The 23,144-nt window shown below is 67.4% G+C and carries 21 protein-coding genes; 12 read left to right on the top strand and 9 right to left on the bottom strand.

The genetic code is table 11. The annotated features are described in order from the left end of the window. Positions 1–108 precede the first annotated feature (108 nt). Positions 109–4,227, bottom strand: coding sequence for a S8 family serine peptidase (locus G3I17_RS33415; RefSeq protein ID WP_164602176.1), 4,119 nt, complete (start codon positions 4,225–4,227; stop codon positions 109–111). 325 nt (positions 4,228–4,552) lie between these two features. Here G3I17_RS33415 and G3I17_RS33410 point away from each other — a divergent pair, with 325 nt between their 5' ends. Beyond that, positions 4,553–5,119 carry a hypothetical protein gene (locus G3I17_RS33410; protein ID WP_164602174.1) on the top strand — a complete coding sequence of 189 codons (567 nt, stop codon included), beginning with the start codon at positions 4,553–4,555 and terminating at the stop codon, positions 5,117–5,119. On the opposite strand, the gene hypE is transcribed toward G3I17_RS33410, so the two are convergent. From hypE to G3I17_RS33385, 5 genes are all read right to left on the bottom strand, one after another. After that, a complete protein-coding gene (hypE, locus tag G3I17_RS33405) occupies positions 5,102–6,169 on the bottom strand; it encodes a hydrogenase expression/formation protein HypE (protein WP_203591138.1) in 1,068 nt (355 codons plus the stop codon). The genes G3I17_RS33410 and hypE overlap by 18 nt on opposite strands. 7 nt (positions 6,170–6,176) lie before the next feature. Further along, positions 6,177–7,301, bottom strand: a complete 1,125-nt coding sequence (gene hypD, locus G3I17_RS33400) for a hydrogenase formation protein HypD (RefSeq protein ID WP_164602169.1) — start codon at positions 7,299–7,301, stop codon at positions 6,177–6,179. Further along, the gene (locus tag G3I17_RS33395; RefSeq protein WP_164602167.1) at positions 7,298–7,609 is read right to left on the bottom strand and encodes a HypC/HybG/HupF family hydrogenase formation chaperone; all 312 of its coding nucleotides are present in this window, start codon (positions 7,607–7,609) and stop codon (positions 7,298–7,300) included. Before G3I17_RS33395 ends, hypD begins: the two co-directional genes overlap by 4 nt. A 17-nt stretch (positions 7,610–7,626) precedes the next feature. Continuing rightward, positions 7,627–9,891 carry a carbamoyltransferase HypF gene (gene hypF, locus G3I17_RS33390; protein WP_343238511.1) on the bottom strand — a complete coding sequence of 755 codons (2,265 nt, stop codon included), beginning with the start codon at positions 9,889–9,891 and terminating at the stop codon, positions 7,627–7,629. A 143-nt stretch (positions 9,892–10,034) separates the two neighbouring features. Then, positions 10,035–10,541 carry a helix-turn-helix transcriptional regulator gene (locus G3I17_RS33385; RefSeq protein ID WP_164602165.1) on the bottom strand — a complete coding sequence of 169 codons (507 nt, stop codon included), beginning with the start codon at positions 10,539–10,541 and terminating at the stop codon, positions 10,035–10,037. A gap of 269 nt (positions 10,542–10,810) precedes the next feature. On the opposite strand from G3I17_RS33385, the gene G3I17_RS33380 reads away from it, so the two are divergent. From G3I17_RS33380 to G3I17_RS33340, 9 genes are all read left to right on the top strand, one after another. Beyond that, on the top strand, positions 10,811–11,887 hold the full coding sequence (locus tag G3I17_RS33380; protein ID WP_203591116.1) for a hydrogenase expression protein HypE: 1,077 nt from the start codon (positions 10,811–10,813) through the stop codon (positions 11,885–11,887). 68 nt (positions 11,888–11,955) lie between these two features. Further along, positions 11,956–13,695, top strand: coding sequence for a nickel-dependent hydrogenase large subunit (locus G3I17_RS33375; RefSeq protein WP_239063175.1), 1,740 nt, complete (start codon positions 11,956–11,958; stop codon positions 13,693–13,695). 1 nt (position 13,696) lies between these two features. After that, entirely contained in the window at positions 13,697–14,545 is an 849-nt protein-coding gene (locus G3I17_RS33370) for a NifU family protein (protein WP_164602161.1), read from the top strand. Between the two features lie 83 nt (positions 14,546–14,628). Beyond that, positions 14,629–15,246, top strand: a complete 618-nt coding sequence (locus G3I17_RS33365; protein ID WP_203591115.1) for a DUF5947 family protein — start codon at positions 14,629–14,631, stop codon at positions 15,244–15,246. Then, positions 15,239–15,886: a DUF6084 family protein gene (locus G3I17_RS33360; RefSeq protein ID WP_164602159.1), complete on the top strand. Its 648-nt coding sequence runs from the start codon at positions 15,239–15,241 to the stop codon at positions 15,884–15,886. The genes G3I17_RS33365 and G3I17_RS33360 overlap by 8 nt, the downstream gene beginning before the upstream one ends. After that, positions 15,883–17,193, top strand: coding sequence for a hypothetical protein (locus tag G3I17_RS33355; RefSeq protein ID WP_164602157.1), 1,311 nt, complete (start codon positions 15,883–15,885; stop codon positions 17,191–17,193). The genes G3I17_RS33360 and G3I17_RS33355 overlap by 4 nt, the downstream gene beginning before the upstream one ends. Next, positions 17,190–17,666 (top strand): hydrogenase maturation protease, encoded by a 477-nt coding sequence (locus G3I17_RS33350; RefSeq protein ID WP_164602154.1) that lies wholly within the window; start codon positions 17,190–17,192, stop codon positions 17,664–17,666. The genes G3I17_RS33355 and G3I17_RS33350 overlap by 4 nt, the downstream gene beginning before the upstream one ends. 107 nt (positions 17,667–17,773) lie before the next feature. Further along, positions 17,774–17,989, top strand: a complete 216-nt coding sequence (locus G3I17_RS33345; RefSeq protein ID WP_133978198.1) for a HypC/HybG/HupF family hydrogenase formation chaperone — start codon at positions 17,774–17,776, stop codon at positions 17,987–17,989. Positions 17,990–17,992: 3 nt separating this feature from the next. Beyond that, the gene (locus G3I17_RS33340) at positions 17,993–18,667 is read left to right on the top strand and encodes a DUF6390 family protein (protein WP_203591114.1); all 675 of its coding nucleotides are present in this window, start codon (positions 17,993–17,995) and stop codon (positions 18,665–18,667) included. A gap of 10 nt (positions 18,668–18,677) precedes the next feature. Here G3I17_RS33340 and G3I17_RS33335 read toward each other — a convergent pair whose 3' ends face one another. The 3 genes from G3I17_RS33335 to G3I17_RS33325 form a co-directional block, all read right to left on the bottom strand. Continuing rightward, positions 18,678–19,052 (bottom strand): helix-turn-helix transcriptional regulator, encoded by a 375-nt coding sequence (locus tag G3I17_RS33335; RefSeq protein WP_164602149.1) that lies wholly within the window; start codon positions 19,050–19,052, stop codon positions 18,678–18,680. Between the two features lie 64 nt (positions 19,053–19,116). Continuing rightward, positions 19,117–19,377 (bottom strand): muconolactone Delta-isomerase family protein, encoded by a 261-nt coding sequence (locus G3I17_RS33330; RefSeq protein WP_164602147.1) that lies wholly within the window; start codon positions 19,375–19,377, stop codon positions 19,117–19,119. Then, positions 19,374–20,753 (bottom strand): NAD(P)H-quinone dehydrogenase, encoded by a 1,380-nt coding sequence (locus G3I17_RS33325; RefSeq protein WP_164602145.1) that lies wholly within the window; start codon positions 20,751–20,753, stop codon positions 19,374–19,376. Before G3I17_RS33325 ends, G3I17_RS33330 begins: the two co-directional genes overlap by 4 nt. Before the next feature lie 31 nt (positions 20,754–20,784). On the opposite strand from G3I17_RS33325, the gene G3I17_RS33320 reads away from it, so the two are divergent. Both G3I17_RS33320 and G3I17_RS33315 read left to right on the top strand, forming a co-directional pair. Then, complete coding sequence (locus G3I17_RS33320) at positions 20,785–21,246, top strand: gamma-glutamylcyclotransferase (RefSeq protein WP_164602143.1); 462 nt, start codon at positions 20,785–20,787, stop codon at positions 21,244–21,246. A gap of 78 nt (positions 21,247–21,324) precedes the next feature. Further along, positions 21,325–22,983, top strand: coding sequence for a phospho-sugar mutase (locus G3I17_RS33315; RefSeq protein ID WP_343238502.1), 1,659 nt, complete (start codon positions 21,325–21,327; stop codon positions 22,981–22,983). Positions 22,984–23,144: the final 161 nt, after the last annotated feature.

Raw genomic sequence — 23,144 nt, 5'->3', positions numbered from 1 at the left:
GCGGCGGCGCCGTCGGTGGGCGGAGCTGCGGCGGAGGGGTTGGGCGGGAAAGGCAACCGCCCATCCCAGGGAGACCTGGGATGGGCGGTTGTGGTTACTGCGGGAGTACTAGTTTCTCTTGATGGTGATGGGGACTGACAGGGCCGAGGGGGCTGAGGACGGGCCGAGGAGCAGCTCGCCGCTGTAGTCCTGGCCGGCCGTCATGGCCTTGTTATAGGTGAGGTGGAGGGTCACTGGGGTGCCGGCGGGCAATGGGCCGCTGGGGATGCCGGTGACTGTCAGGTCGTTGCCCTGGACTGCGTTGGCGTTCAGGGTGAAGGACGGGGTGCCTGCGACCGCGAAGCCGTGGACCCAGATCTGGTAGTTGCCGTCGGGTGGGCTGATCAGGTCTACCGACTCGTTGGCGGTGCCTGAGGTGGAGGAGGCGACGATCTCCGAGGGTGCGAAGACGCCGTCGTTGTTGGCGTCGCGGACCACGAACAGGTCGAGGTCGTTGGAGTCCAGGGCGGTCGTGACGCTCAGCCGCGAGGCGTGGTTCAGCGTGATGTTCTTCTTCACGCTCGCCGTCGACGGATCGTTGGGGTCGTCCTGGTGGGCGACCTCGGTGGTCGTGCTCGGCTGGCTGAGCCCGAACGCGGCCGCCTTCAGGCCGTCCAGTGCGACGCTCGACTCGAACTTGACGTCGAAGCCTCCACTGTCACCGGTAGCAGCAACAGAAACCGCCGACGGAGACACTGAGGCAGAGCCCAGCTGCACCTTGAAGGGCGTGTTGAACGCGTCGCCCTGCCAGCCGACCTGGTGGACCGCCACGGTCTGCAGGCCTTCCTGAGCCGGAGCGGTCACGAAGTCCGCCGGCCCGCCGGTCGCAGTGTCGAACCGCCAGACACCCGCCCTGATGTTGGTGTTCGGACTCTTCCCGACCGTGTCCAGCGTGTACGGCGCACCGAACACCGAGTCGGGGAAGAGCTGGAAGTGGTTCTCCGACCGGCCCATGATCAACGTGTCGAGATCGGTGTATGGACCGGTGCCCTCCCACGTCGTGTTGGCCAGCAGCTTGGAACCGTCGGCCGGTGTCTTCGGTACGTCGAGGTAGAAGAATCGCCAGTCACCGGATTCAGCTCGCCAGCCCCAGTCGTTGGCGCCGAAGACCGAACCGTTGTTGTACGTGTAGTTCTTCTGCGCCTCGGCGACGTCCGAGCCACCGAAGGTCGTCGTGCCGACGATCTTGCCGGTCGCGTCCTGCGTCGCCTTCGCGGCGACCGCCACCGACACCGGCACGACCATCGAGTCGCTGCCGCGCGTCAGCACGACCGCACCGGAGTACATCCCGTACGGCGTCGCCGGCGGCACCTTGATCGTCGCTGTGACGGAACCACCCTTGGAGTTCTTCGAAGTGGTGATCCAGTTCCAGTCGGTGTTCTTGTACCAGTCGATCGAGATCTTGAAGTCCGTCACCGGGATCTTCGCGTTCTTGGTCGAGTGCTGCAGACCGAGGAAGAGACCGTTGGCCATCCGGGAGTACGGATCGCGCACCCACGACTGCAAGGCGTTCGCGCCGGCCCGGTGGTACATGAACCGGCCGTACTCACCCTGCTCGATCTCCGACTTGGCGAAGTCGAGGTCGAAGAAACCGTCGATGTTGGAGCTCGTCGTCTTGTCGGTGTGGTTGACCACCCCGTTGCCGTCGGCATCCTTCCAGAGCTTGCCGTCGCCGTTCACGTCGGTCCAGTTGTAGGTGAGCAACCGCCACGCCTGGTCCTCGGTGTAGTCCTTGTTGGCGTCGAACTGCTCCCGCGGGTACTCCAGCTTGACCACCATCAGATCGGCGTCCTTGTGCTGTTTCACCTTGCTGGTCAGGTCGACCAGGTAGTCCGGCGCATTGAAGTTGCCGGTGCTCTCCTGCTTCAGATCCTTGCTGCTCAGCGAGAACGTGTCGTTCGCGGTACGGACCAACTGCCGGTCACTGACGTCCCAGACGCCCGGGCCGCTGACCGCGAACTTCTGCGTGTCCGTGGCACCGGGAGAGATGACGTTCGCGAACACCGGGTACTCCGTACCGCGGTAGTCGCCGACCCGCCACTGCGTCGGGCTGACCGAGGCGCGGGTACCGACTGCGCTGCGGACCGCCTTGCCGGCGTCGATCGAGCCGGAGCCCTGGATGTTGGAGTCGTACCCGAGATCCTGCGAGGAACCCTTGAGCAAATCCTTCGCCGTCTTGTAGAACCCGGCCGGTACGGCGCCCGAGTGCTGCGCCTTGTAAGCCTGGTAGATCAGTGCGGTCGCACCGGCGGCAACTGGTGTCGACCGGCTCGTACCACCCCAGGTGGTCCAGGCGTTCTTGCCATCGAGCACGGTGTTCAGCGTCGCGTCACCGGGGGCATAGGCGCCGTCGGCAACCACATCGACACCGTTGGTCGCGTTCGCGCCGAAGCCGCGGTTCGACCAGACCATCACGTCGTTGTCGCTGATCTGCTTGGTCCGCAGGATCGAGTCCCAGCCGGTGCCGCCGAACTGCGTCGACGCGCCGACCTCGATCCCCGCGGTGGGAGCGGCCGATCCGGTGGTACCGAATCCGGGTGCGCCGTTACCGGTGGAGAACAGCGGCGTTGTCTTGAAGCCGTTGTGGATCACGTCGGCTTCCTGGCTCGCCGAGTCCCAGCCGTCGTTGTCGACCGAGGACTGCCCGTAGGAGTTCGAGGTGACGTCCACGCCCTGCCGCGACGACAGGAAGTAGCCGAACTGGGTGGAGAAGGCGAAGCCGAGGTAGATGTCACCGAACGGAGCCAGCTTGGCGTTCGGAGCACCACCCAGTACAGCGCCCGCGTACTGCCCGCCGGCCACGTCCTTGAAGGTCGGCGCCTTGCCGTTGGCAACGGCCTGGCCGACGATGTTCGACGCGGTCAGCGTGCCGTGGCCCTCGATCGACGGGTCGAAGTCACCCGTCCAGGCAACGACCTCGCCCGGACCGAACGGAGCACCCTCGCCGCCGAACGCGTCGAGCCCGCCCGGGAGCGGCGTCGCGCCGTCGGAGACGTAGTACAGGAGTCCACCGGAGATGTCGGTGTAACCGTCACCGTTCATGTCCCGGTACGACGCCGGGCTGGCCTTGCTGACCGGCTTCTCGTCCGCGAACGAGTGGTCGTCGTCCAGGTCGGCGTAGATCGTGTCGTAGACACCGGCCGTGTGCGGGTCGGTCAGCAGGAACGCCGGGCGCTCGCCGTACAGCTGGAGCAGGTGGTCGTCCGGGTGGCTGCCGAGCCGGACCTTGCCCGACTTGCTCCATGCGGCCGGGAAGTCGTAGCTGTGCTCGACCGTGCCGGTGGGCGCCGCGAAGTTGCGCGACGGGCCGGTCTTGGTGGCGAAGTTCACCGCGCAATTGCCGGCCGCCGGCGTGCAGGTGGCGGCGTCGGTCTTCACGTACCAGGACAGGCCCTGGTCGATCTGGTCCGGTGCGAACAGCCACTGCTGCGTTCCGTACGGGTCGAAAGCCTTGGGCCAGCCGTTCCAGCCGGCCTTGGCGCCGGTCTGGCCGGACCAGGTCTGCCAGGTGTTCAGCAGGTCCGGGTGGCCGAAGTCGGTACCGCCGTCGAGGACACCGACGGTGATACCGGTGCCGGTGAAGCCGTCCTTCCAGGCGCCGGTGAAGTTGTGCGACTTGGCGTCGGACATGTTCTGGTTCTTGAGCTTCTCGAAGTTCGACGCGCGCGGCGGCGGTGCTTCGGAGTACGGGACCTCGGTGGCCTTGATCTTGGCGACCGCGGCCTGCGACTCGGCCTTGGTCGGCGCCTGGTGCAGCTGCGGGTCCGGGTCACCGAGCGGCGATCCGGTCTTGCCGAACTCGACCGGCTGGACCGAGACGACGCCCGGTGCGGACGCGAGCTTGGCCAGCGCCTGGACGCCGATCGAACCGGCAACGATGCCGGTACCACCGGACTGTGCGACGCGGACGTTGTCGAGCAGCGCGCGGGCCTTGGTGGAGTCACCCTTGACGGTCGCGAAGACCGAGATCTGCTGGGTCTCCCCCTTCTTGACCCGGGTCTCCAGTTTCGGATCGAGTTTCGCCACGGCAGCATCGGTTGCCGTCTCCACCTGAGTGGTGGGCGGCACCCCCGGCGGGCCTGGTGGATCCGCACTGGTGGCGGCCTGAACCGGCGCCGACATCAGCGGCGCGGCGATCAAGGTGGTCAAGGCAACGAGCGCAGAACCATGCAAAAGCCGACGTTTCATCCAAGCCCCTCCAGCAAGGCGGCCCCCCGACCACCGCAAGTCAACTCTCCGGACTGTACGACCGTCCGCCGCCGTCACGGAAGCAGTCCGCCGGACCAGTTCCCGGCACCCGATACTTGGTTGCCGCAAGCAACGGCCACGGTCCGTACACGCCGTTCGGGCCCGTGCCGCCCGGCCGCCGATTTTCCCCACCACGACGCGCCGCGGCCCCCACCGCCGCCGACTACCCGGAGTATTCATCCCCGGCTCTTGCGAAACGCATGTTTACCCCTGTCCTCGGACGGTAGGTTTCTCAGGCACCATCCCCGCCCTTGAGGAGACAGCGTTGGACAGCTCACTGGCGATCGCCGGGGTCGGCGTACTGGGCACGTTGGCCGCCTCGACCCTGACCCCGCTGATCTCCGAACGATCGAAACGCCGGGAGTTCGACCGGGCCCGGGCCGAGCGGCTCGAGCAGGCCGACCGGGACGAGTTGAGGGTGCGCCGGCTGGAGCTGCGCGAGGGCTACATCACCTTCAACGCAGCCGCGCGGGACTATCACCGCGCTCTGCGTGCCTGGTCCTACGCGGACGAGAACGGAACCGAGCGAGCCGCCGAGTCGGTCGAACTGCCGCGGACCCGGCAGGCATTCCAGACGGCGTACGCCGAGGCGCAGATGATCGTCAGTGCACCCGTTCTCGTCCTTGCCCAGCAGATCTCGAGACGTCTCTCCGACGCCTACGCGATCCTCAAACACCGGGAGGACGGCACGCACGATCCCAGCACCGACACCACCGAGGCCACTCGCGAGATCCTCGGCAAGGTGTGGGAGCCCTTGACGGCCATCCGGGTTGCCATGCGGGCCGACCTTCAGCTGCCCACCACAGCGGACTGGTCAGCAGATCCTGGGTAGTTGTTCTCCGATCGGGGTGTCGACGACGCGGGTGGCGCCGAAGGTGGTCCGGGTGGTGACCATGCCCGGGTGGGTGGCTACGCAAGCGCCGATGACGGTGGCGTCCGCGCCGAGGGGGTGGGCGCGCATCGCGGCCAGTACCGCGTCGGCATCCGCGGGCGCGACGATGGCGAGCAGTTTGCCCTCGTTGGCGACGTACAGCGGGTCGAGGCCGAGGAACGAGCAGGCGTTGGCGACCGCCTCGGGGATCGGGAGGTCGCTCTCGACCAGCTCGATGCCGACGCCGGCCGCCTTGGCGATCTCGTTGAGTGACGTCGCGACTCCACCGCGGGTCGGATCTCGTAGTACATGGACATCCAGTACTGCGTCCAGCATCGCGCCGACGAGCCCGTTGAGCGGGGCGCAGTCGCTGATCACCTCGGTGCCGAACGAGATGCCCTCGCGCACGCTCATGATCGCGATGCCGTGGACGCCGATCATGCCGCTGACGATCACCACATCGCCCACTGCCGCGCGCTGCGGACGGATGTCGACGCCCTCGCGAACCAGCCCGATCCCGGCAGTGTTGATGTAGACGCCATCGCCGTGGCCGGAGTCGACCACCTTGGTGTCGCCGGTCGCGATCGTCACACCGGCTTGCTCGGCCGCCCGGCCGAGGTCCTCAGCGATCCGGCCGACGACCGACAGCTCGACGCCTTCCTCGAGGATGAACCCGCAGGACAGGTACGCCGGTTGCGCGCCGGACATCGCGAGGTCGTTGACCGTGCCGTTGACGGCGAGGTCGCCGATACTGCCACCGGGGAAGAACAGTGGCTGGACGACGAACGAGTCGGTCGAGAAGGCGATCCGCGCGCCGCCCAGCGTGACCACGGCCGAATCCGTCAACCCCGCCAGTAACGGATTCGAGAACGCCGGCACGAAGAGGTGCTCGATCAGCTCGCCCGACATCTGGCCGCCACCACCGTGGCCCATCACGATCGTCTGGTGATCCCGCAACGGGAGCGGGCAGCTCCACCCGTCGAAGTTCGGGACCGTCGGATCCGGCAACATCACCTGCTCAGCCAACAGAACTCACCGCTCCGGCAGCAGCGGGCGTGTCGAGGCGGCGGTACAGGTAGTACGCGGCGCAGGCGCCCTCACTGGACACCATCGTCGCGCCGAGCGGGTTGCGCGGAGTACAGAGTGTGCCGAACGCAGAGCACTCGTGCGGCTTGATGTGGCCCTGGAGGACCTCGCCGCTGCGGCAGATCTTCGACTCCTCGGTCTTGATGTCGCGGACCGAGAACCGGTACTCCGCGTCGTACTCGCGATATTTCGGGGACAGCTGCCAGCCGCTCTGCGGGATGGTGCCGATTCCCCGCCAGGCGCGGTCGGTCGTCTCGAAGACGTCGGCGAGCATCTCCTGCGCGACGGTGTTGCCCTCGTCGGTGACAGCTCGCCGGTAGGCGTTCTCGACGAAGTGCTCGCCGCGCTCCAGCTGGGTGACGGTGCGCAGGATGCCGGCCAGGATGTCGAGTGGCTCGAACCCGGTGACGACGATCGGCACCTTGTACCTCGCCGCGAGCTCGGGATACTCCGAGACCCCCATCACGCTGCACACGTGGCCGGCCGCGAGGAACGCCTGGACCCGGCAGTTGGGCGACTCCATGATCGCCGCGATCGCCGGTGGGACCTTGACGTGCGAGACGAGCAGGCTGAAGTTCGCGATGTTCTGCCGCTTGGCCTGGTACACCGTCATCGCGTTCGGCGGCGCGGTCGTCTCGAAGCCGATGCCGAAGAAGACGACCTGGCGATCCGGGTTGTCCTTGGCGATCTTGAGCGCGTCCAGCGGCGAGTAGACGACCCGGACGTCACCGCCCTCGCTCTTGATCCGGAACAGGTCCCGCTCGCTGCCCGGCACCCGCAGCATGTCGCCGAACGAGCAGAAGATCACGCCCGGCTGGGAGGCGATCTCGAGTGCCTTGTCGATGATCTCCAGGGGCGTCACGCAGACCGGGCAGCCCGGGCCGTGGATCATCTCGACGCCGTCCGGCAGCAACTGGTCGATACCGTGCCGGACGATCGTGTGCGTCTGCCCACCGCAGACCTCCATCATCGCCCAGGGCTGGGTGACGGTCGCGTGGATCTGGTCGACCAGCTTCCGGGCGAGCTCAGGATCGCTGAACTCGGCTAGATACTTCATGACATCGTCTCCTCTGTTCCCGGCGGGCGCCGCTCCCCAGCCTGCTGGGCCGCGATCCCCCAGTGATCACCGAACTCCTCCTCCAGCGCGCCGAGCGATCGGTACAGCTCGAGCGACTGCTGGGCCGATTCCTCGTCCAGACGCTGCAAGGCGAACCCGACGTGCACGATGGTGTACTCCCCCACCTGCAGGTCCGGCAGATACGCCAGGCAGACGTCCTTGATCACGCCACCGAAGTCGACCTTGCCCATCCGGGTGTCGTCCTCGTCGCGGATCTCCACCACTCGTCCCGGGACCGCTAGACACATAGCTAGTACTCCTTCCGTTACGGGAGACGGGCCGCGACGGCCAGTTGCCCAAGTGCGATACCGGCATCCGTCGGCGGAACCCGCCGATGCCGCAACACGACGAAGCCGGCCGCCGCCAATCCCCGACCACTTGCCTCCAGCAACAACTTGTTCACGAACACCCCGCCGGACAACGCGACGGTGTTGATCCCCCGCTCGTCCCTGATCCGCTGCGCCGTCCGCACCATCAGGTCAGCCAGCCCGAGGTGAAAGCGCAGGCTGATCACTTCCGCACCGACGCCGTCCAGCACATCCCGCACTACGGCGCGCAGCAGCTCCCCTGGCTCTTCGAACTCGAAGCCGTAAGCACCTCCGTCTCCGGCGGCGACCCCCTCGAGCTCGATGGCGGCTTGTGCCTCGTAGCCGGCCCGGTGGCAGACGCCCGCGAGAGACGAGACCGCATCGAAAAACCTGCCCATGCTAGAGGTGGGCGCACAGGCCAGGTTGCGGGCCAGCTGGGCTTCGAGCAGCGCCAATTCCCCGTCGGAACACGCTTGTACAGCGGGAAGCCTGGCGTCCCAGGGGATGCCGGCTGCGAACAGATGAGCCAAGGCCATTCGGCAGGGATTCTGTACGCCGGCGTCGCCGCCAGGAAGGGGGACGTAGGCGAGGTGAGTGAAACGCTCGAAGGACTCATAGCTGGTGAGCAGGACTTCGCCGCCCCAGATGGCGCCGTCGTCGCCGTAGCCGGTGCCGTCGAAGGCGAAGCCGATGACGGGCGGGCCTTCATACGAGTGCTCGGCCAGCACCGAGGCGAGGTGGGCGTGGTGATGCTGTACGTCGATGACCGGGCGCCCGGCCGCGTGGAGTTCCGCCCATTGGCGGGACCGGTACGCCGGGTGCTTGTCGACGACGAGCACCTCTGGGCGTACACCGGTGAGCAGTTCCAAGTGCTCCTCAGCCTTGGCGAAGGCGTCGAGCGTGGCCAGATCGTCCATGTCGCCGATGTGCCCGGACAGCCAGGCATAGCGGCCGTCGCCCAAGCAGAAGGTGTTCTTCAGGTCACCGCCGACGGCGAGCGCGGGCCGGACCGGTGTCGCCAGGTTGATCGGGTACGGCGCATAGCCGCGCGACCGGCGTACCGGCAACTCCGCACCATCGACGACGCGTACCACCGAGTCGTCGCACGGGACGTGGATCGGGCGGTCGTGGCCGAGCCAGGCATCGGCCAGCGGGGCGAGTCGCACCAAGGCATCCGAGTCGTCCACCACGATCGGCTCGCCCGACACGTTGCCGCTCGTCATCACCAGGACCGTCGGCCCGGGCTGGTCGAACAGCAACCGGTGCAGGGGCGTGTACGGCAACATCACCCCGAGCTCCGGATTGCCCGGCGCAACGACCGAGGAGACCGCCGGGCACGCCGACCGCCGAAGGAGCACGATCGGCCGCTGGTAGCCGGTCAGCAACGCCTCTTCCTCCGCGGACACCTCAGCGATGCACCGCGCTGTAGCCAGGTCGGCCGCCATCACGGCGAACGGTTTGTCACCCCGATCCTTCCGTTTGCGCAAGGTCGCGACCGCGTCGGCATCCGACGCATCGCAGACCAGGTGGAACCCGCCGATCCCTTTGACGGCGAGGATCGCGCCCGCCACCAGCAACTGATGAGCAGCCGCCAACGCGTCCTCGTCGTACGAGGAACGAGCGCCGGGCTGGGTGAAAGTCAGCCGCGGCCCGCACGACGGACAGGCGATCGGCTGCGCATGGAAGCGCCGGTCACCGGGGTCGGCGTACTCGTCCGAGCAGTCGGGGCAGAGGGGAAAGCCGGCCATGGTGGTAGCCGGGCGGTCGTAGGGCAGTCCGGTGATGATCGTGAAGCGCGGTCCGCAGTTCGTGCACGTGATGAACGGATGCCGATACCGCCGGTCGGCCGGATCGGCGAACTCCGCCAGGCAATCGTTGCAAGTGGCAACATCCGGCGAGACGAGGGTGCGGCCCGCCCCGGCCGTGGAGTCCTGGATGACAAAGGCGGTGCCACCCCGTGCCGGCATCTCCTCGTGATCCACGGACGCCACCACGGCCAGTGGCGGAGCATCTGTCCCGACCCGTACGCCGAACGCCGCCACCGCGTCGCGCGAACCCTCGACCTCGGCGATCACCCCGGAAGCGTCGTTGCAGACCTGACCCGACAGTCCCAGCTCCCGCGCGAGGGCGTAGACGAACGGCCGGAAGCCGACGCCCTGAACCACCCCGGATACCGTGATCCGGGCGCGCACACGGGAAACCGGAACGGCCGTGACACCCACCACCAGTGGATTGTTTGGTCAGGTACGGCGACGTACGGGCCGATCGCGATGGCGAATTCGGTCATGAACGGACTCTTCGCACAGTAGCCCCGCGCGGCACGCTCCACCAGAGTCCGGAAATACCGGACCGGAAACAATGGAATTCAATCGCCCGGCGGTGACCCGAAGATCGCGTGCACCCGGCGAAGGTCGCGCAAGCGCGGTTCGGTGACGCCACTGAGCCAGCGGCTGACGGTCCGGACCGAGACGCCGATCCGCTGCGCGGCGGCTTGCTGCGACAGCCCCTGGCGACGCAGTACTGCGGTGAGCCAGTCGGCGAACGGCTCCTCGCCCACGCGCGTCGCAGTCCCGAGTCCCCGGCTCGCGGCGCCGTGCAGGACCTCGACCTCCACCCCGTCAGGGAAGAGCCGCACGGTCACGTCGAATACGCCCTCCGCAGGGCCGGCCGCGGCGAGCAGCGCGCTGGTGATCGCGTTGTACAGCGCCCGGCTCTCCACCGGCTCGAGCTCGACCGGCTCCAGCGCTTCGCGGACGAACAGTTCGGCGTCCGGAAGCGCGCCCGGCCGGGCCGGGAAGGTGTGGGTGACGACGACCACCGGCGAGATGAACAGGCCGCTGTCGGCGCCGCCCGGCAGGGGATCGTCGGACATCTCGGCACAGGCTCTCAGAATGCGTCGGCCTTCTAGCGTTATGGCAACGGTAGCCGTCCACAAGACAGGCGTCGATGACACGACTCAGTAGACCAATCCATTACTTGTAGCTTAGGCTTACCTAAGCCACAAAGAAGGTCCGGGAATCCCCGAATCCCGGATTTCCAGAAAGCCCCATTAATACCCGACACAAGTGTCTGTTCGAGTGCGGATTCCGGACGTACCGTCCGAAGAAGGATCCCCAGCCTTCCGAAGGAGGCGCTCGGACGATGTCGATGACTCTGGAACCGGAACAGGCGCAGGAAACCGCCGACGAGGGCGTGGTCCACATCCTCTGGATGAACGGCGGACTGAGCTGCGACGGCGACTCCGTCGCCCTGACGGCAGCGACCCAGCCGAGTATCGAGGAGATCGTCCTGGGCGCGTTGCCGGGACTGCCGAAGATCGCGGTGCACTGGCCGCTGATCGACTTCGAGTGCGGCCCGGAGACCGGCGCCGACAACTTCATCGAGTGGTGGCACAAAGCCGACCGCGGTGAACTCGAACCCTTCGTCCTGGTGGTGGAGGGATCTATCCCGAACGAGGCGATCAAGTCCGAGGGGTACTGGGCCGGCTTCGGCAACAATCCGGCGACCGGGCAACCGATGAAGACGTCGGAGTGGCTCGACCGGTTGGCGCCCAAGGCAACCGCTGTCGTTGCCGTCGGCACCTGCGCGGCCTACGGCGGGATCCACGCGATGGCAGGGAATCCGACCGGCGCGATGGGAGTGCCGGACTATCTCGGCTGGAGCTGGAAGTCGAAGGCCGGACTGCCGATCGTCTGCGTGCCGGGCTGCCCGATCCACCCCGACAACCTGTCCGAGACGCTCGTCTACCTGCTCTACCAGGTGGCCGGCCAGGCCCCGATGATCCCGCTCGACGCCGAACTGCGACCGCAATGGCTGTTCGGCGCGACCGTGCACGAGGGCTGCGACCGCGCCGGGTACTACGAACAGGGCGACTTCGCCAAGGAGTACGGCTCCCCCAAGTGCCTGGTGAAACTCGGCTGCTGGGGTCCGGTGGTCAACTGCAACGTGCCTAAACGCGGCTGGATCAACGGCGTCGGCGGCTGCCCGAACGTGGGCGGTATCTGTATCGCCTGCACGATGCCGGGGTTCCCGGACAAGTTCATGCCGTTCATGGACGAACCGCCGGGCAGCAAGGTCTCCGTCGCAGCGAGCACGGTCTACGGCACCGTCATCCGGCGGCTGCGCAAGATCACCCAGAACACCGCGAACAAAGAACCCAAGTGGCGGCATAAGGGCTCGACCCTGACCACCGGCTACGAGAAGGTAATCCAGCCATGACCACAACGGAACCGAAGCTCGGCCAGCACCTGGAACCCGACGCCGGCAAGGACTCCGACGTCGTCGAGATGGCCTGGGACCCGATCACCAGGATCGTCGGCAGCCTCGGCATCTACGCCAAGGTCAACTTCAAGAACAAGACCGTCGAGGAGTGCCACAGCACTTCGTCGATCTTCCGCGGCTACAGCATCTTCATGAAGGGCAAGGACCCGCGCGACGCGCACTTCATCACCAGCCGGATCTGCGGCATCTGTGGTGACAACCACGCCACCTGCTCGGTCTACGCGCAGAACATGGCGTACGGCGTCGCGCCGCCGCATCTCGGCGAGTGGATCGTGAACCTCGGCGAAGCCGCGGAGTACATGTTCGACCACAACATCTTCCAGGAGAACCTGGTCGGGGTGGACTACTGCGAGCGGATGGTCAAGGAGACCAACCCGGGTGTGCTCGAGCTGGCGAACCGGACCGAGGCGCCGCACGCGGGCGACCACGGGTACAAGACCATCGGCGACATCATGCGCTCGCTCAACCCGCTCGAGGGCGACTTCTACCGCGAGGCGCTGCACGTCAGCCGGTACACGCGGGAGATGTTCTGCCTGATGGAGGGCCGGCACGTCCACCCGTCGACGCTGTATCCCGGTGGGGTCGGCACGGTCGCGACGATCCAGCTCTTCACCGACTACCTGACCCGGCTGATGCGCTACATCGAGTTCATGAAGAAGGTCGTACCGCTGCACGACGACCTGTTCGACTTCTTCTACGAGGCGCTGCCGGGCTACGAGCACGTCGGCGAGCGGCGCATCCTGCTCGGCTGCTGGGGCAGTCTGCAGGACCCGGCGATCTGCGACTTCAACTACAAGACCATGGATGCCTGGGGCAAGCGGATGTTCGTCACCCCCGGCGTCGTGGTGGACGGCAAGCTGGTCACCAACAACCTGGTCGACATCAACCTCGGCCTGCGGATCCTGCTCGGCAGCTCGTTCTACGACGACTGGGCCGACGGCAGCCACGAGAAGTTCGTCGACAAGGACCCGCTGGGCAACCCGATCGACGTCCGGCACCCGTGGAACCAGCACACCATCCCGAAACCGCAGAAGCGCGACTTCGCGAACGCCTACAGCTGGACGATGTCGCCGCGCTGGTTCGACGGCAAGGACCACCTCGCGCTCGACACCGGCGGCGGCCCCATCGCGCGGCTCTGGTCGACGGCGCTGTCCGGCCTGGTCAACACCGACTATGTCCAGGCGACCGGCCACAGCGTGAAGATCCAGCTCCCACGGACGGCACTGAAGCCGGCCACGGAGTACGAGTGGAAGATCCCGCAGTGGAGCAACGCGCTCGAGCGCAACCGCGCGCGGACCTACTTCCAGGCGTACGCCGCGGCGCTGGCGCTGCACTTCTGCGAGAAGGCGATGGCCGAGGTCAGGGCCGGCCGGACCGAGACGTGGACGCCGTTCAAGGTGCCGGACAACGCCATCTCCTGCGGCTTCACCGAGGCCGTCCGGGGTGTGCTCTCGCACCACATGGTGATCCGCGACGGCAAGATCGCGAACTACCACCCGTACCCGCCGACGCCGTGGAACGGGAGCGTCCGGGACACCTACGGCACCCCCGGCCCGTACGAGGACGCCGTCCAGAACACGCCGATCTTCGAGGAGAACCCACCGGATCGGTTCAAGGGTATCGACATCATGCGCGCGGTCCGCAGCTTCGACCCGTGCCTGCCCTGTGGGGTCCACATGTTCGTCGGCAACGGGAAAGAGAAGACCCACCTGCACTCACCCACCCTCGCGGTCAAGCCCTACTGAGATGGACCGCCATGACGTCGCCGCCTTGAGCGAACGGATCGATGTGTTGCTGGACGAAGTTCAGCGGCGGGCCGAACCGGAAGTGACGGACAAGGTCGAAGAGCTGGTCCGCGCCGTGTTGTCTCTGCACGGCGCGGGTCTGGAACAACTGCTCGCCCGCCTCGACGAGCACCAGGTCAGAGGCGTCCTCGAAGACGACCTCGTCGCCGGGATGCTGTTGCTGCACGACCTGCATCCCGATGACGTGGCGACCCGGATCCAGGCGGCGCTGGACAGCGTCCGCCCGTACCTCGGGTCACATGCCGGCGGCATCGACTACCTCGGTATCGATGACGAAGGCATCGTGCACCTCCGCCTGCAGGGAAGCTGCGAAGGCTGTCCCGGGTCGACGGCGACAGTGCGTCTGACGGTGGAGAACGCCGTTCTCGACGCCGCTCCCGAGGCAGTCGCCGTCGATGTGGAGGGCATGGTCGCGGCCAAGAAGCAGAACCTGCTGACGATCGAGCCGTTCCGCCCGAAGGAGACCAGCGAGGGCTGGCACAAGCTCGACCTCGTGACGGCTCCGGGGCAGATGCAGAAGCTGGTCGTTGCCGATCTGGAGATGTTGGTGGCGAATCTCGCGGGCACGTTCTTTGCCTATCGCAACAACTGCCCGACTTGCTCATCCGCGCTGCAGCATGGCGAACTGACGGGCGACCAGCTCACCTGCCCGCGCTGCACTGCCGTGTACGACGTACGCCTGGCCGGCCGTGCGCTCGCACCCGTCGGGGCTCCGGCGCTGGAGGCCTTGCCACTGCTCCCCGACGACACCGGCTGGAAGGTCGCCGTCCCGAGAAGGCAACCCGCGTGAGGACCTCCTCGAACTTGCGCGCGCTAGCCCGGGACAAGCCGCTCCCGAGCCGGGCGCCCGGACCCGGCGCTGGCTCAGGAGCGGTGGTCGATCCGGTGGCAGTCCTGCGCGGCTTCACGGGTGGGGTGCGGCAGCAGTTGGCGCCCGGCGAGCAGTGCGAGATGTGCGCCGTACCGATCGGGCCGCAACACCCGCACATCGCGGACGTACCGGATCATCGACTGCTCTGCACCTGCCGTCCGTGTTACCTGCTGTTCAACGCTGAGGCCGCGTCGCGCGGGCACTATCGCGCGGTACCGGAGGAGTACAGGTTCAATCGGGGCTTCTCGATGTCGGCGGCGCAGTGGGAGTCGCTCGGGATCCCGGTGAACCTGGCATTCCTCTTTCATCAGACCGACCAGGACAAGAACGTCGCGTTCTACCCGAGCCCGGGCGGCCCGACCGAGTCGCTGCTCGATCTGGCCAGCTGGGACGAGGTGGTGGCGGCCGATCCGCTGCTGGGCAAGCTGATTCCGGATGTCGAGGCGGTGCTGCTCCGGCGCCTCGACGACGGCTTCGAGTGCTATCTGGTGCCGATCGACTCCTGCTATGAACTCGTCGGCCTCGTTCGGCAGTACTGGGAAGGCTTTGCGGGCGGCGAGGAGGTCTGGGGACGGATCGACTCGTTCTTCGCCGGGGTGAAGGAGCGCTGCCGTGGCTGACCTCGACTTCACCTGCACGGGCGCAGATGCCGATCGGTACGCCGCGACGCCGACCGTCTTGCTGCACCTGCACATCACCGAGACGACCGGTACGCCGGTGCACGCGCTGGCCCTGCGGTGCCAGATCAGGATCGAGCCGATCCGCCGGCGGTACTCCGATGAGGAGGGCGACGCGTTGGCCGATCTCTTCGGTGATCGGGCCCGGTGGGGTGAGACGCTGAAGCCGTTGCAACTGGCCTTCGTCGCGCAGATGGTGCCGGGGTTCACGGGCTCGACGGACGTGGACCTGGCGCTTCCGTGCAGCTACGACTTCGACGTCGCCGCGAACAAGTACCTCTATGCGGTCCGCGAAGGCGGGGTGCCGTTGCTACTGCTGTTCAACGGGACGATCTTCACGGGGCGCGCGGGGACACTGTCGGTGACTCCGGTTGCGTGGCAGAAGGAGACCTCGTTCGCGCTGCCCGTGCCGGTGTGGCGGGAGGCGATGGATCAGCACTTCCCCGGCGCAGCGTGGTTGAAATTGCGGCGGGAGACGTTCGACAAGCTCTATGACTACCGGGCGCGGGAGGCCTTACCTGGTTGGGACGACGCGATCGAGCGGCTACTGAAGGAGCTGTCGTCGAAGGAGGAGGTCGAATGAGTTCCTTCGACAGCATCCAGGGCGTGGCGGACGCGCTGTTGTTCGAGGGGTATGTGCTGTATCCCTATCGGGCATCGAACAGCAAGAACCAGGTACGGTGGCAGTTCGGGGTGCTGATGCCGCCCGGGTACGCCGATCCGTCGGAGCGGACCTGGTCACAGACCGAGTGTCTGCTCGACGGCGGCGCGGCCGAACTGACCGTGCGGATCCGCTTCCTGCAGGCGCAGCGGCGTGACGTTCTGAATGCTTCCGGGGTCGAGGTCGACTCGCTGCAGACGGAGGACGCGTCGTACGTGCCCTGGGACGAGGCGGTCGAGCAACACGTCGACCTGACCGTGAACCTCGACGAACTGCCCTGCGAGCGCACTTTCGAAGTTGCCGGCGGCACCGAATTGGAGGCTGCGGGCAACGGATTCCTGCGGCGGACGCGGGAGACGTTGAGCGGCGGGCTGAGCTTGAGTGCGGAGACACTGCCAGGACCGTACGGCGTGGTTCGGCTCCGTCTTCACCTGCAGAACACCAGTTCGGCGGATGCCGGGAGCACGGCTGCCGGACGGCCCGAGGCCGTCCGCTCCTCCGCGCTGCGCCATGCTCTCATCGCCCACCACCTACTGGTTGCCGTTGCCGGTGCCCGGTTCATCTCTTTGCTCGAGCCGCCCGAGTGGGCGACTGGCTACGTCGCCGCGTGCGAGAACGTCGGGATCTTTCCGGTGTTGGCCGGCGATCTGTTGCTCTCGTCACCGATCATTCTTTACGACCACCCGGAGATCGCGGCGGAATCGCAGGGAGATCTGTTCGATGCCACGGAGATCGACGAGATCCTCAGCCTCCGGACGATGACCTTGACGGAGGCGGAGAAGCGCGAGGTCCGCGGAACCGATCCGCGCGCGGCCGCGATGCTCGAGCGGGTCGACTCGATGCCGCAGGAGATCCTGGATCGGCTGCACGGCACGGTTCGCTATCTGCGCAAGGTGACCGCGCCCGAGCCGGCTCCGTCCGATGCGCCCTGGTGGGATCCGGGCAACGACGCGACCGTGGACCCCGAGTCGGACACCGTGGTGGTCGGCGGGGTTGCCGTTGGCAACGGAGTACGGGTTCGGTTGCGGCCCGGGGTACGGCGGGCCGATGCGCAGGACATGTTCCTCGCGGACCGGATCGGGACGGTGGTCGCCGTGTTGTCCGATGTGGATGGCGAGACGCATCTCGCCGTCGCGCTGGATGGCGAGGAGGGTGAGGTGCAGCGGTCGCACGGGCGCTACCTCTACTTCAGTCCCGACGAGATCGAACCACTGGTGGGTGCGGGATGATCCTCGTCGCCGGGCTGGGCAACATGTTCTGCAGCGATGACGCCTTCGGGGTCTCGGTGATCGCCGAGCTGGCCAAGCAGTCCTGGCCGGACCACGTCGAGGTTCAGGATTTCGGCATCCGTGGCATCCACCTCGCCTACCAGCTGCTCGAGCCGTACGAGCTCGTAGTACTGGTCGACGCCGTCCAGCGCGGCGGTCCGCCGGGGACCGTCTATGTGGTGGAGGCCGAACCCGACCCCGAACCCGGGCCAGAAGTCAGCATGGACGCCCACGATCTCGGGCCGGACGCCGTGCTCTCGCTTGTGCCGCGACTTGGTGGGACCTTGGGGAAGGTGGTGGTGGTCGGCTGCGAGCCCGCCGACATCGGCACCGGCATCGGGCTCACCCCGGCAGTGCAGGACGCGGTGCAGACCGCGGCTCGACTGGTGACCGACCTGGTCGTCGGACAGAGAGTCAGAGAAGGGACATCGTGATGCGCTGGGTCATCATCGCAATCGTGCTGCTGGTCGTGATCGGGTTCGTGTACTTCGGGCTGCCCGACCTCCGCCGGTATCTGCGCATCAGGGCCATGTAGGCGCCTGTGTGTCTCGGCATCCCGGGCCGCATCGTCGCTACGACGCCAGGCCTCGACCTCGGACAGGTCGAGGTCGCCGGGGTCGTGCGCGAGATCAACCTGGCACTGCTCGACGGACCGTTCGTGCCGGGCGAGTACATCTTGATCCACAGCGGTTTCGCGCTCGAACGGATGTCACCCGAACGCGCCGCCGACGCGCTCGCCTTCTTCGGCGGTGAGTGATTGATGATCTCCGGACCGATCCTCTTCGTCCGGTATGCGCTGGCGCCCAACCTGCTCGGGTACTGCGGTCCGGCTGACTGCGACTCCTTGCTGGCCTACGGATCCAGCGGCGAGGTGGATGACGGGTTGCGCGAGCGTGCCCGCCAGTTCGAAGGCGCCTGGCCGTATCTGGAGATGATCGCCGCGACGGCCGGTCTGAAAGACCCACTCGACCACCGCGTCGTGGAGGCATACTGGCTCGGCAACGCCCTGCTCGACGATGTCGGCCCGCGGCTGAACGCGCACGGCATGCCACACCACAGCTACCAGGTCTTCTGCTGCTACCCCTGGGCCGATCTGCTCGGTGACGAACGCACTGGCAAGCAAGCCCTGCACGTCCTGGACCAATGCCGGATCCGCTGGGGCCGGGTGATCGCCGACGTGGGCACCCACGTCCTGGTCGAGTCCCGGCCCCTTACCTGGGACGGCCGCGCCCTCTCCCTCGGCACACTCCGCAAGGAAACAGTGATCCGCGGCACCGACGGCCTCGACCTACTCGGCCCGCTCTCCCCGGGCGACTGGGTCACCCTGCACTGGCAATGGATCTGCGACCGCATCGACCTCCGCCGAGTCACCGCCCTCCGCCACTATTCGGCGTACCACCTGAACCTCACCAACAACCGGCTCACCCACGTTTAACCAAGGGCGGTCAACTGTGGTGGGTGGCCACGCGCGTTGGTACGTCGGGGCCGAGGATCCAGTTGCCCGTCACCGGGGTGGCGGAGCTGGGGCGCAGGAGTGGGGTCGGCTGGTCCGGGGTCCATTGGGTGGGGTCCTCGGTGAGGCCGAGGAGGTAGGTGACTGTGCAGTCGAGGGCGACGGCGAGCTCCGGGAGGCGGACGACGTCCACGCCGGCGCCGTGCTCGAAGCTGCTGAGGGTCTTGTTCGTCGTCCGGATCCCCCGGCGGGCCAGGCGGCTGACCACCTGTTTCTGGGTGAGGCCGAGCTCGACCCGGCGGGCACGCAGCCGGTGCGTGAGGATCAAATGCCGATCGATGGCCAGATCGCCTTGGTCGATGAACATGGGGCCTCCCCTCGCCACGATCCTCCCGGTCCGGAAGTCCGTCAATCACGGACAGGGGAAGAATTCAGGTCATCTCGGCGAGCGCGTGCACGGTGTACCGGGCGAAGTTGAAGACCGGCGCCCGGCCGAGCAATCGCTCGAACTCCTCGTGCGAATCGACCTCGTAGATCCACGCGCCGCCGTGCGAGCCGACCACGTGGTAGCGCGCCAGCACTTTGCCCTCGCGCTGCAGGCGTTCGCCGTACTCCGGCATGGCGCCGACCGCCCTCGCCATCTCGGGCGAGAGCAGGCTCAGCTCCATCTGCCACAGCACGAGAAACTTCATGAGCGCAGGTGCAACCGGCGAGCGGCCTCGGCGATCGAGCCGGAGACCGAGGGGTAGACGGTGAACGACTGGGCCATCTGGTCGACCGTCAGGCGCGCGGCGACGGCCAGCGCGATCGGGTGGATCAGCTCGCTCGCTCGCGGCGCCACGACCACGCCGCCGACGATGATGCCCGTGTTCGGCAGGCAGAAGAGCTTCACGAAACCGTCGCGGACACCCTGCATCTTGGCCCGCGCGTTGTCCGCGAGCGGCACCTTGACGACCATCGCAGTACTGCCGCCGGCGTCCAGTACCGCCTGGGTGAGGCCGACGGTGGCGATCTCGGGAGCGGTGAAGACGTTCGAGGAGACGGTCGACTGGTTCAGCGGGGCCACCGCGTCGCCCAGCGCGTGGGACATCGCGATCCGGCCCTGCATGGCCGCCACCGAGGCGAGCATCAGCACGCCGGTACAGTCGCCGGCGGCATACACGCCTCGCGCGCTCGTCCGGGACACCCGGTCGACCGTGACGAAGCCGCCGTCGCCCAGCGACACGCCCGACTCGACGAGGCCCATGTCCTCGGTGTTCGGCAGCGATCCGACCGCGAGCAGCGCGTGCGAGCCCTCGACGGTCCGGCCGTCGGTCAGCGTGACCACGACACCGTCGCCCTGCCGCTTCACCGACTCGGCGCGGGACTTGCCCAGAACGGTCATCCCGCGCCGCCGGAAGACCTCTTCCAGGACCTCGGCGGCGTCCTTGTCCTCGCCCGGCAGCACCCGGTCCCGGGAGGAGACGAGCACCACGTCGCTGCCAAGCGCGTCGTACGCGCTGGCGAATTCGGCGCCGGTGACACCGGACCCGACCACGATCAGGCGCTCGGGCAGCTCATTGAGCTCGTAGACCTGCTCCCAGGTCAGGATCCGCTCGCCGTCGGGCTCGGAGCCCTTGAGGATGCGCGGCCTTGCGCCAGTGGCGATCAGGACGACGTCGGCGTCCAGCCGCTCGTCGCCGACCACCACGGTCTCCGGGCCCTCGATGCGGCCGCGGCCGCTGATCACCCGGATCTTGTCGTCGGCCAGCCGGCGGCTGATCCCCTCCGACTGGGCCGTCGCCAGCGCCTTGACGCGCTTGTTGACGACGGACAGGTCGACACGCACGGAGTTCGCCGGATCGTCGTCGCCGTCCTCGAGCCGTACCCCGAGCTGGCCCGCCTCCTCGACCTCCGTCATCACCTCCGCCGTGGCGATCAGGGTCTTGCTCGGGACACAGTCGGTGAGCACAGCGGAACCACCGATCCCGTCGGAGTCGACGACCGTCACCTCCGCCCCTAGTTGGGCGGCTGCACTAGCCGCTTCGTACCCGCCTGGACCGCCACCGATGATCACAACTCGCGCCACGAGACGCCATTGTTCCGTATCCTGTGATCTCGTGACCCTGTACGCCGCGTTTGCATCGAATCTGGACCCGAACTTGATGTCCGAGCGCTGCCCGTACTCCCCCCTGCGCGGGACCGGGTGGATCGTCGGCTGGCGCCTCACCTTCGGGGGTGAGGAACTCGGCTGGGAAGGCTCGATGGCGACCGTCGTCGAGGACCCCAGCGACCCGACGAACCAGGTTTTCGTCGCCCTGTACGACGTCAGCCCGCAGGATATCGAGCGGCTGGACGAGTGGGAGTTCATCGACCAGGGCGTCTACCGCAAGATCCAGGTCCGGGTACAGACCCTGGACGGCGAGCAGCTGGCCTGGATGTACGTCCTGAACGCCTATGAGGGCGGCCTGCCCTCCGCGCGCTACCTGGGCATCCTCGCCGAGGCAGCCGAGGCCGCCGGCGCGCCGGACGACTACGTCGCAGACCTCCGCGCCCGCCCCTGCCAGTCCTCCGGCCACTGACCCTTACGTCCGAAGATGTCGAGGGACGTCACCGCCACTTCTTCGGACGTAAGCAGCAGCGTGGGCAGTTAAAGTGCGGTGGTGACCGTCAACGATGCCGTTCTGATCCGTACCGCTGCCCAGGCCTGGCTCGCCGAGGACCCTGATCCCGACACGCGCGCCGAGCTCCAGGAGTTGCTGGCCGCGGGCGCCTCGGCCGACGCCGAGCTGGCCGACCGGTTCGCCGGCACCCTCGAATTCGGTACTGCGGGCCTGCGTGGCGCCGTCGGAGCCGGATCGAACCGGATGAACCGGGTCGTCGTGATCCGCGCCGCGGCCGGGCTGGCGGCGTACCTGAAGGCCAACGGGCTGACCGACGGGCCGGTACTGATCGGGTACGACGCTCGGCACAAGTCGGACGTGTTCGCCGAGGACACCGCCGCCGTGATCCAGGGCGCCGGGCTGGACGCGGTGCTGCTGGACCGGCCGACGCCGACGCCGGTGGTGGCCTTCGGGATCCGGCACCTGAAAGCGGTTGCCGGCGTGGTGGTCACCGCCTCGCACAATCCGCCGCAGGACAACGGGTACAAGGTCTATCTCGGGGACGGGTCGCAGATCGTGCCGCCGGCCGACAGCGAGATCGCCGCGGCCATCGATGCGGTTGGGCCGCTGGCGTCCGTACCGCGCGGGGATGACTGGCAGACCGCGGGTGACGACCTGCTGGACGCCTATCTCGACCGGATCGCCACGCTGGTACCGGCTGATGCTCCTCGTGAGCTGAACGTCGCCTACACGCCGCTGCACGGGGTCGGGCGGCTGCTGGCCGAGGCTGCGGTCGAGCGCGCGGGGTTCGCAGTACCGGCTGTGGTGGCGTCGCAGGCGGATCCGGATCCGGACTTCCCGACGGTGTCGTTCCCGAACCCGGAGGAGCCTGGCGCGATCGACGCCGCGCTGGAGCTGGCGCGGTCGGTCGGTGCGGATCTCGCTGTCGCCAACGATCCGGATGCGGACCGGTGCGCTGTCGCAGTACCGGATCCTACGGCGGATGGTGGCTGGCGGATGTTGCGCGGGGATGAGCTGGGGTCGCTGCTCGGCGAGTTCCTGCTGTCGTCGCGGCCGGCCGGGGTGGCGGCCTGCTCGATCGTGTCGTCGTCGCTGCTGGGGAAGATCGCGGCGGCGTACGGGGTCGGGTACGTCGACACGCTGACCGGGTTCAAGTGGATCGGGCGGGTGCCGGAGCTGGTCTTCGGGTACGAGGAGGCGCTCGGGTACTGCGTGGATCCGGGCGCGGTGAAGGACAAGGACGGCATCTCGACGCTGGTCCGCGTCCTCCAGCTGGCCGCCGGCGCCAAGGCTGAGGGCCGCACGCTGCTGGACCTCCTCGACGACCTGGCCAAGACCTACGGCCTGCACGCCACCGACCAATTGGCTGTCCGGGTAGAAGACCTGACCCTGATCACCGCAGCCATGGACCGCCTCCGCGCCACCCCACCCACGACCCTCGGCGGCCACTCAGTAGATCGGGTGGACGACCTGAGCGAAGGCTCAGAGTCCCTGCCCCCCACCGACGGCCTCCGCTACACCCTCTCGGCAGGCGCCCGGGTAGTAGTCCGCCCCTCCGGCACCGAACCCAAAATCAAGTGCTACCTCGAGGTCGTCATCCCGGTCACCGGCGACGACGTCCCCGCGGCCCGCCTCCAGGCAACCACCGAGCTCGCCGCGATCAAAGCAGACCTGGCCACCGCAGCAGGCATCTGATCAAGCGAACAACTGACTGAGGGCCCTCGAAGTAGGCGGTTTCAAGGGGTCGTTGCAACACCGCCTTGGTTTCTAGGTGGTGAGTAGATCACGCAAGCGCTCGGCTGGGGTGTCCCAGTCGAGTGTTTTGCGTGGTCGGGCGTTGAGTTCTTGGGCGACGT

It is taken from the genome of Streptomyces sp. SID13031, from assembly GCF_010548305.1.
In the GTDB taxonomy this organism is placed as follows: Bacteria; Actinomycetota; Actinomycetes; order Propionibacteriales; family Kribbellaceae; genus Kribbella.
The sequence above is the reverse complement of the archived record's forward strand: the minus strand, read 5'-3'. Positions and strand labels throughout refer to the sequence as shown.

Coding starts and splice junctions, on each gene's coding strand:
- hypD (WP_164602169.1), bottom strand. CDS start 7,301: ATGAAGTATCTAGCCGAGTTCAGCGATCCTGAGCTCGCCCGGAAGCTG.
- G3I17_RS33415 (WP_164602176.1), bottom strand. CDS start 4,227: ATGAAACGTCGGCTTTTGCATGGTTCTGCGCTCGTTGCCTTGACCACC.
- G3I17_RS33330 (WP_164602147.1), bottom strand. CDS start 19,377: ATGAAGTTTCTCGTGCTGTGGCAGATGGAGCTGAGCCTGCTCTCGCCC.
- hypE (WP_203591138.1), bottom strand. CDS start 6,169: ATGTTGCCGGATCCGACGGTCCCGAACTTCGACGGGTGGAGCTGCCCG.
- G3I17_RS33350 (WP_164602154.1), top strand. CDS start 17,190: ATGATCCTCGTCGCCGGGCTGGGCAACATGTTCTGCAGCGATGACGCC.
- G3I17_RS33385 (WP_164602165.1), bottom strand. CDS start 10,541: ATGTCCGACGATCCCCTGCCGGGCGGCGCCGACAGCGGCCTGTTCATC.
- G3I17_RS33375 (WP_239063175.1), top strand. CDS start 11,956: ATGGCCTGGGACCCGATCACCAGGATCGTCGGCAGCCTCGGCATCTAC.
- G3I17_RS33380 (WP_203591116.1), top strand. CDS start 10,811: ATGTCGATGACTCTGGAACCGGAACAGGCGCAGGAAACCGCCGACGAG.
- G3I17_RS33355 (WP_164602157.1), top strand. CDS start 15,883: ATGAGTTCCTTCGACAGCATCCAGGGCGTGGCGGACGCGCTGTTGTTC.
- G3I17_RS33395 (WP_164602167.1), bottom strand. CDS start 7,609: ATGTGTCTAGCGGTCCCGGGACGAGTGGTGGAGATCCGCGACGAGGAC.
- G3I17_RS33335 (WP_164602149.1), bottom strand. CDS start 19,052: ATGTTCATCGACCAAGGCGATCTGGCCATCGATCGGCATTTGATCCTC.
- G3I17_RS33370 (WP_164602161.1), top strand. CDS start 13,697: ATGGACCGCCATGACGTCGCCGCCTTGAGCGAACGGATCGATGTGTTG.
- G3I17_RS33340 (WP_203591114.1), top strand. CDS start 17,993: ATGATCTCCGGACCGATCCTCTTCGTCCGGTATGCGCTGGCGCCCAAC.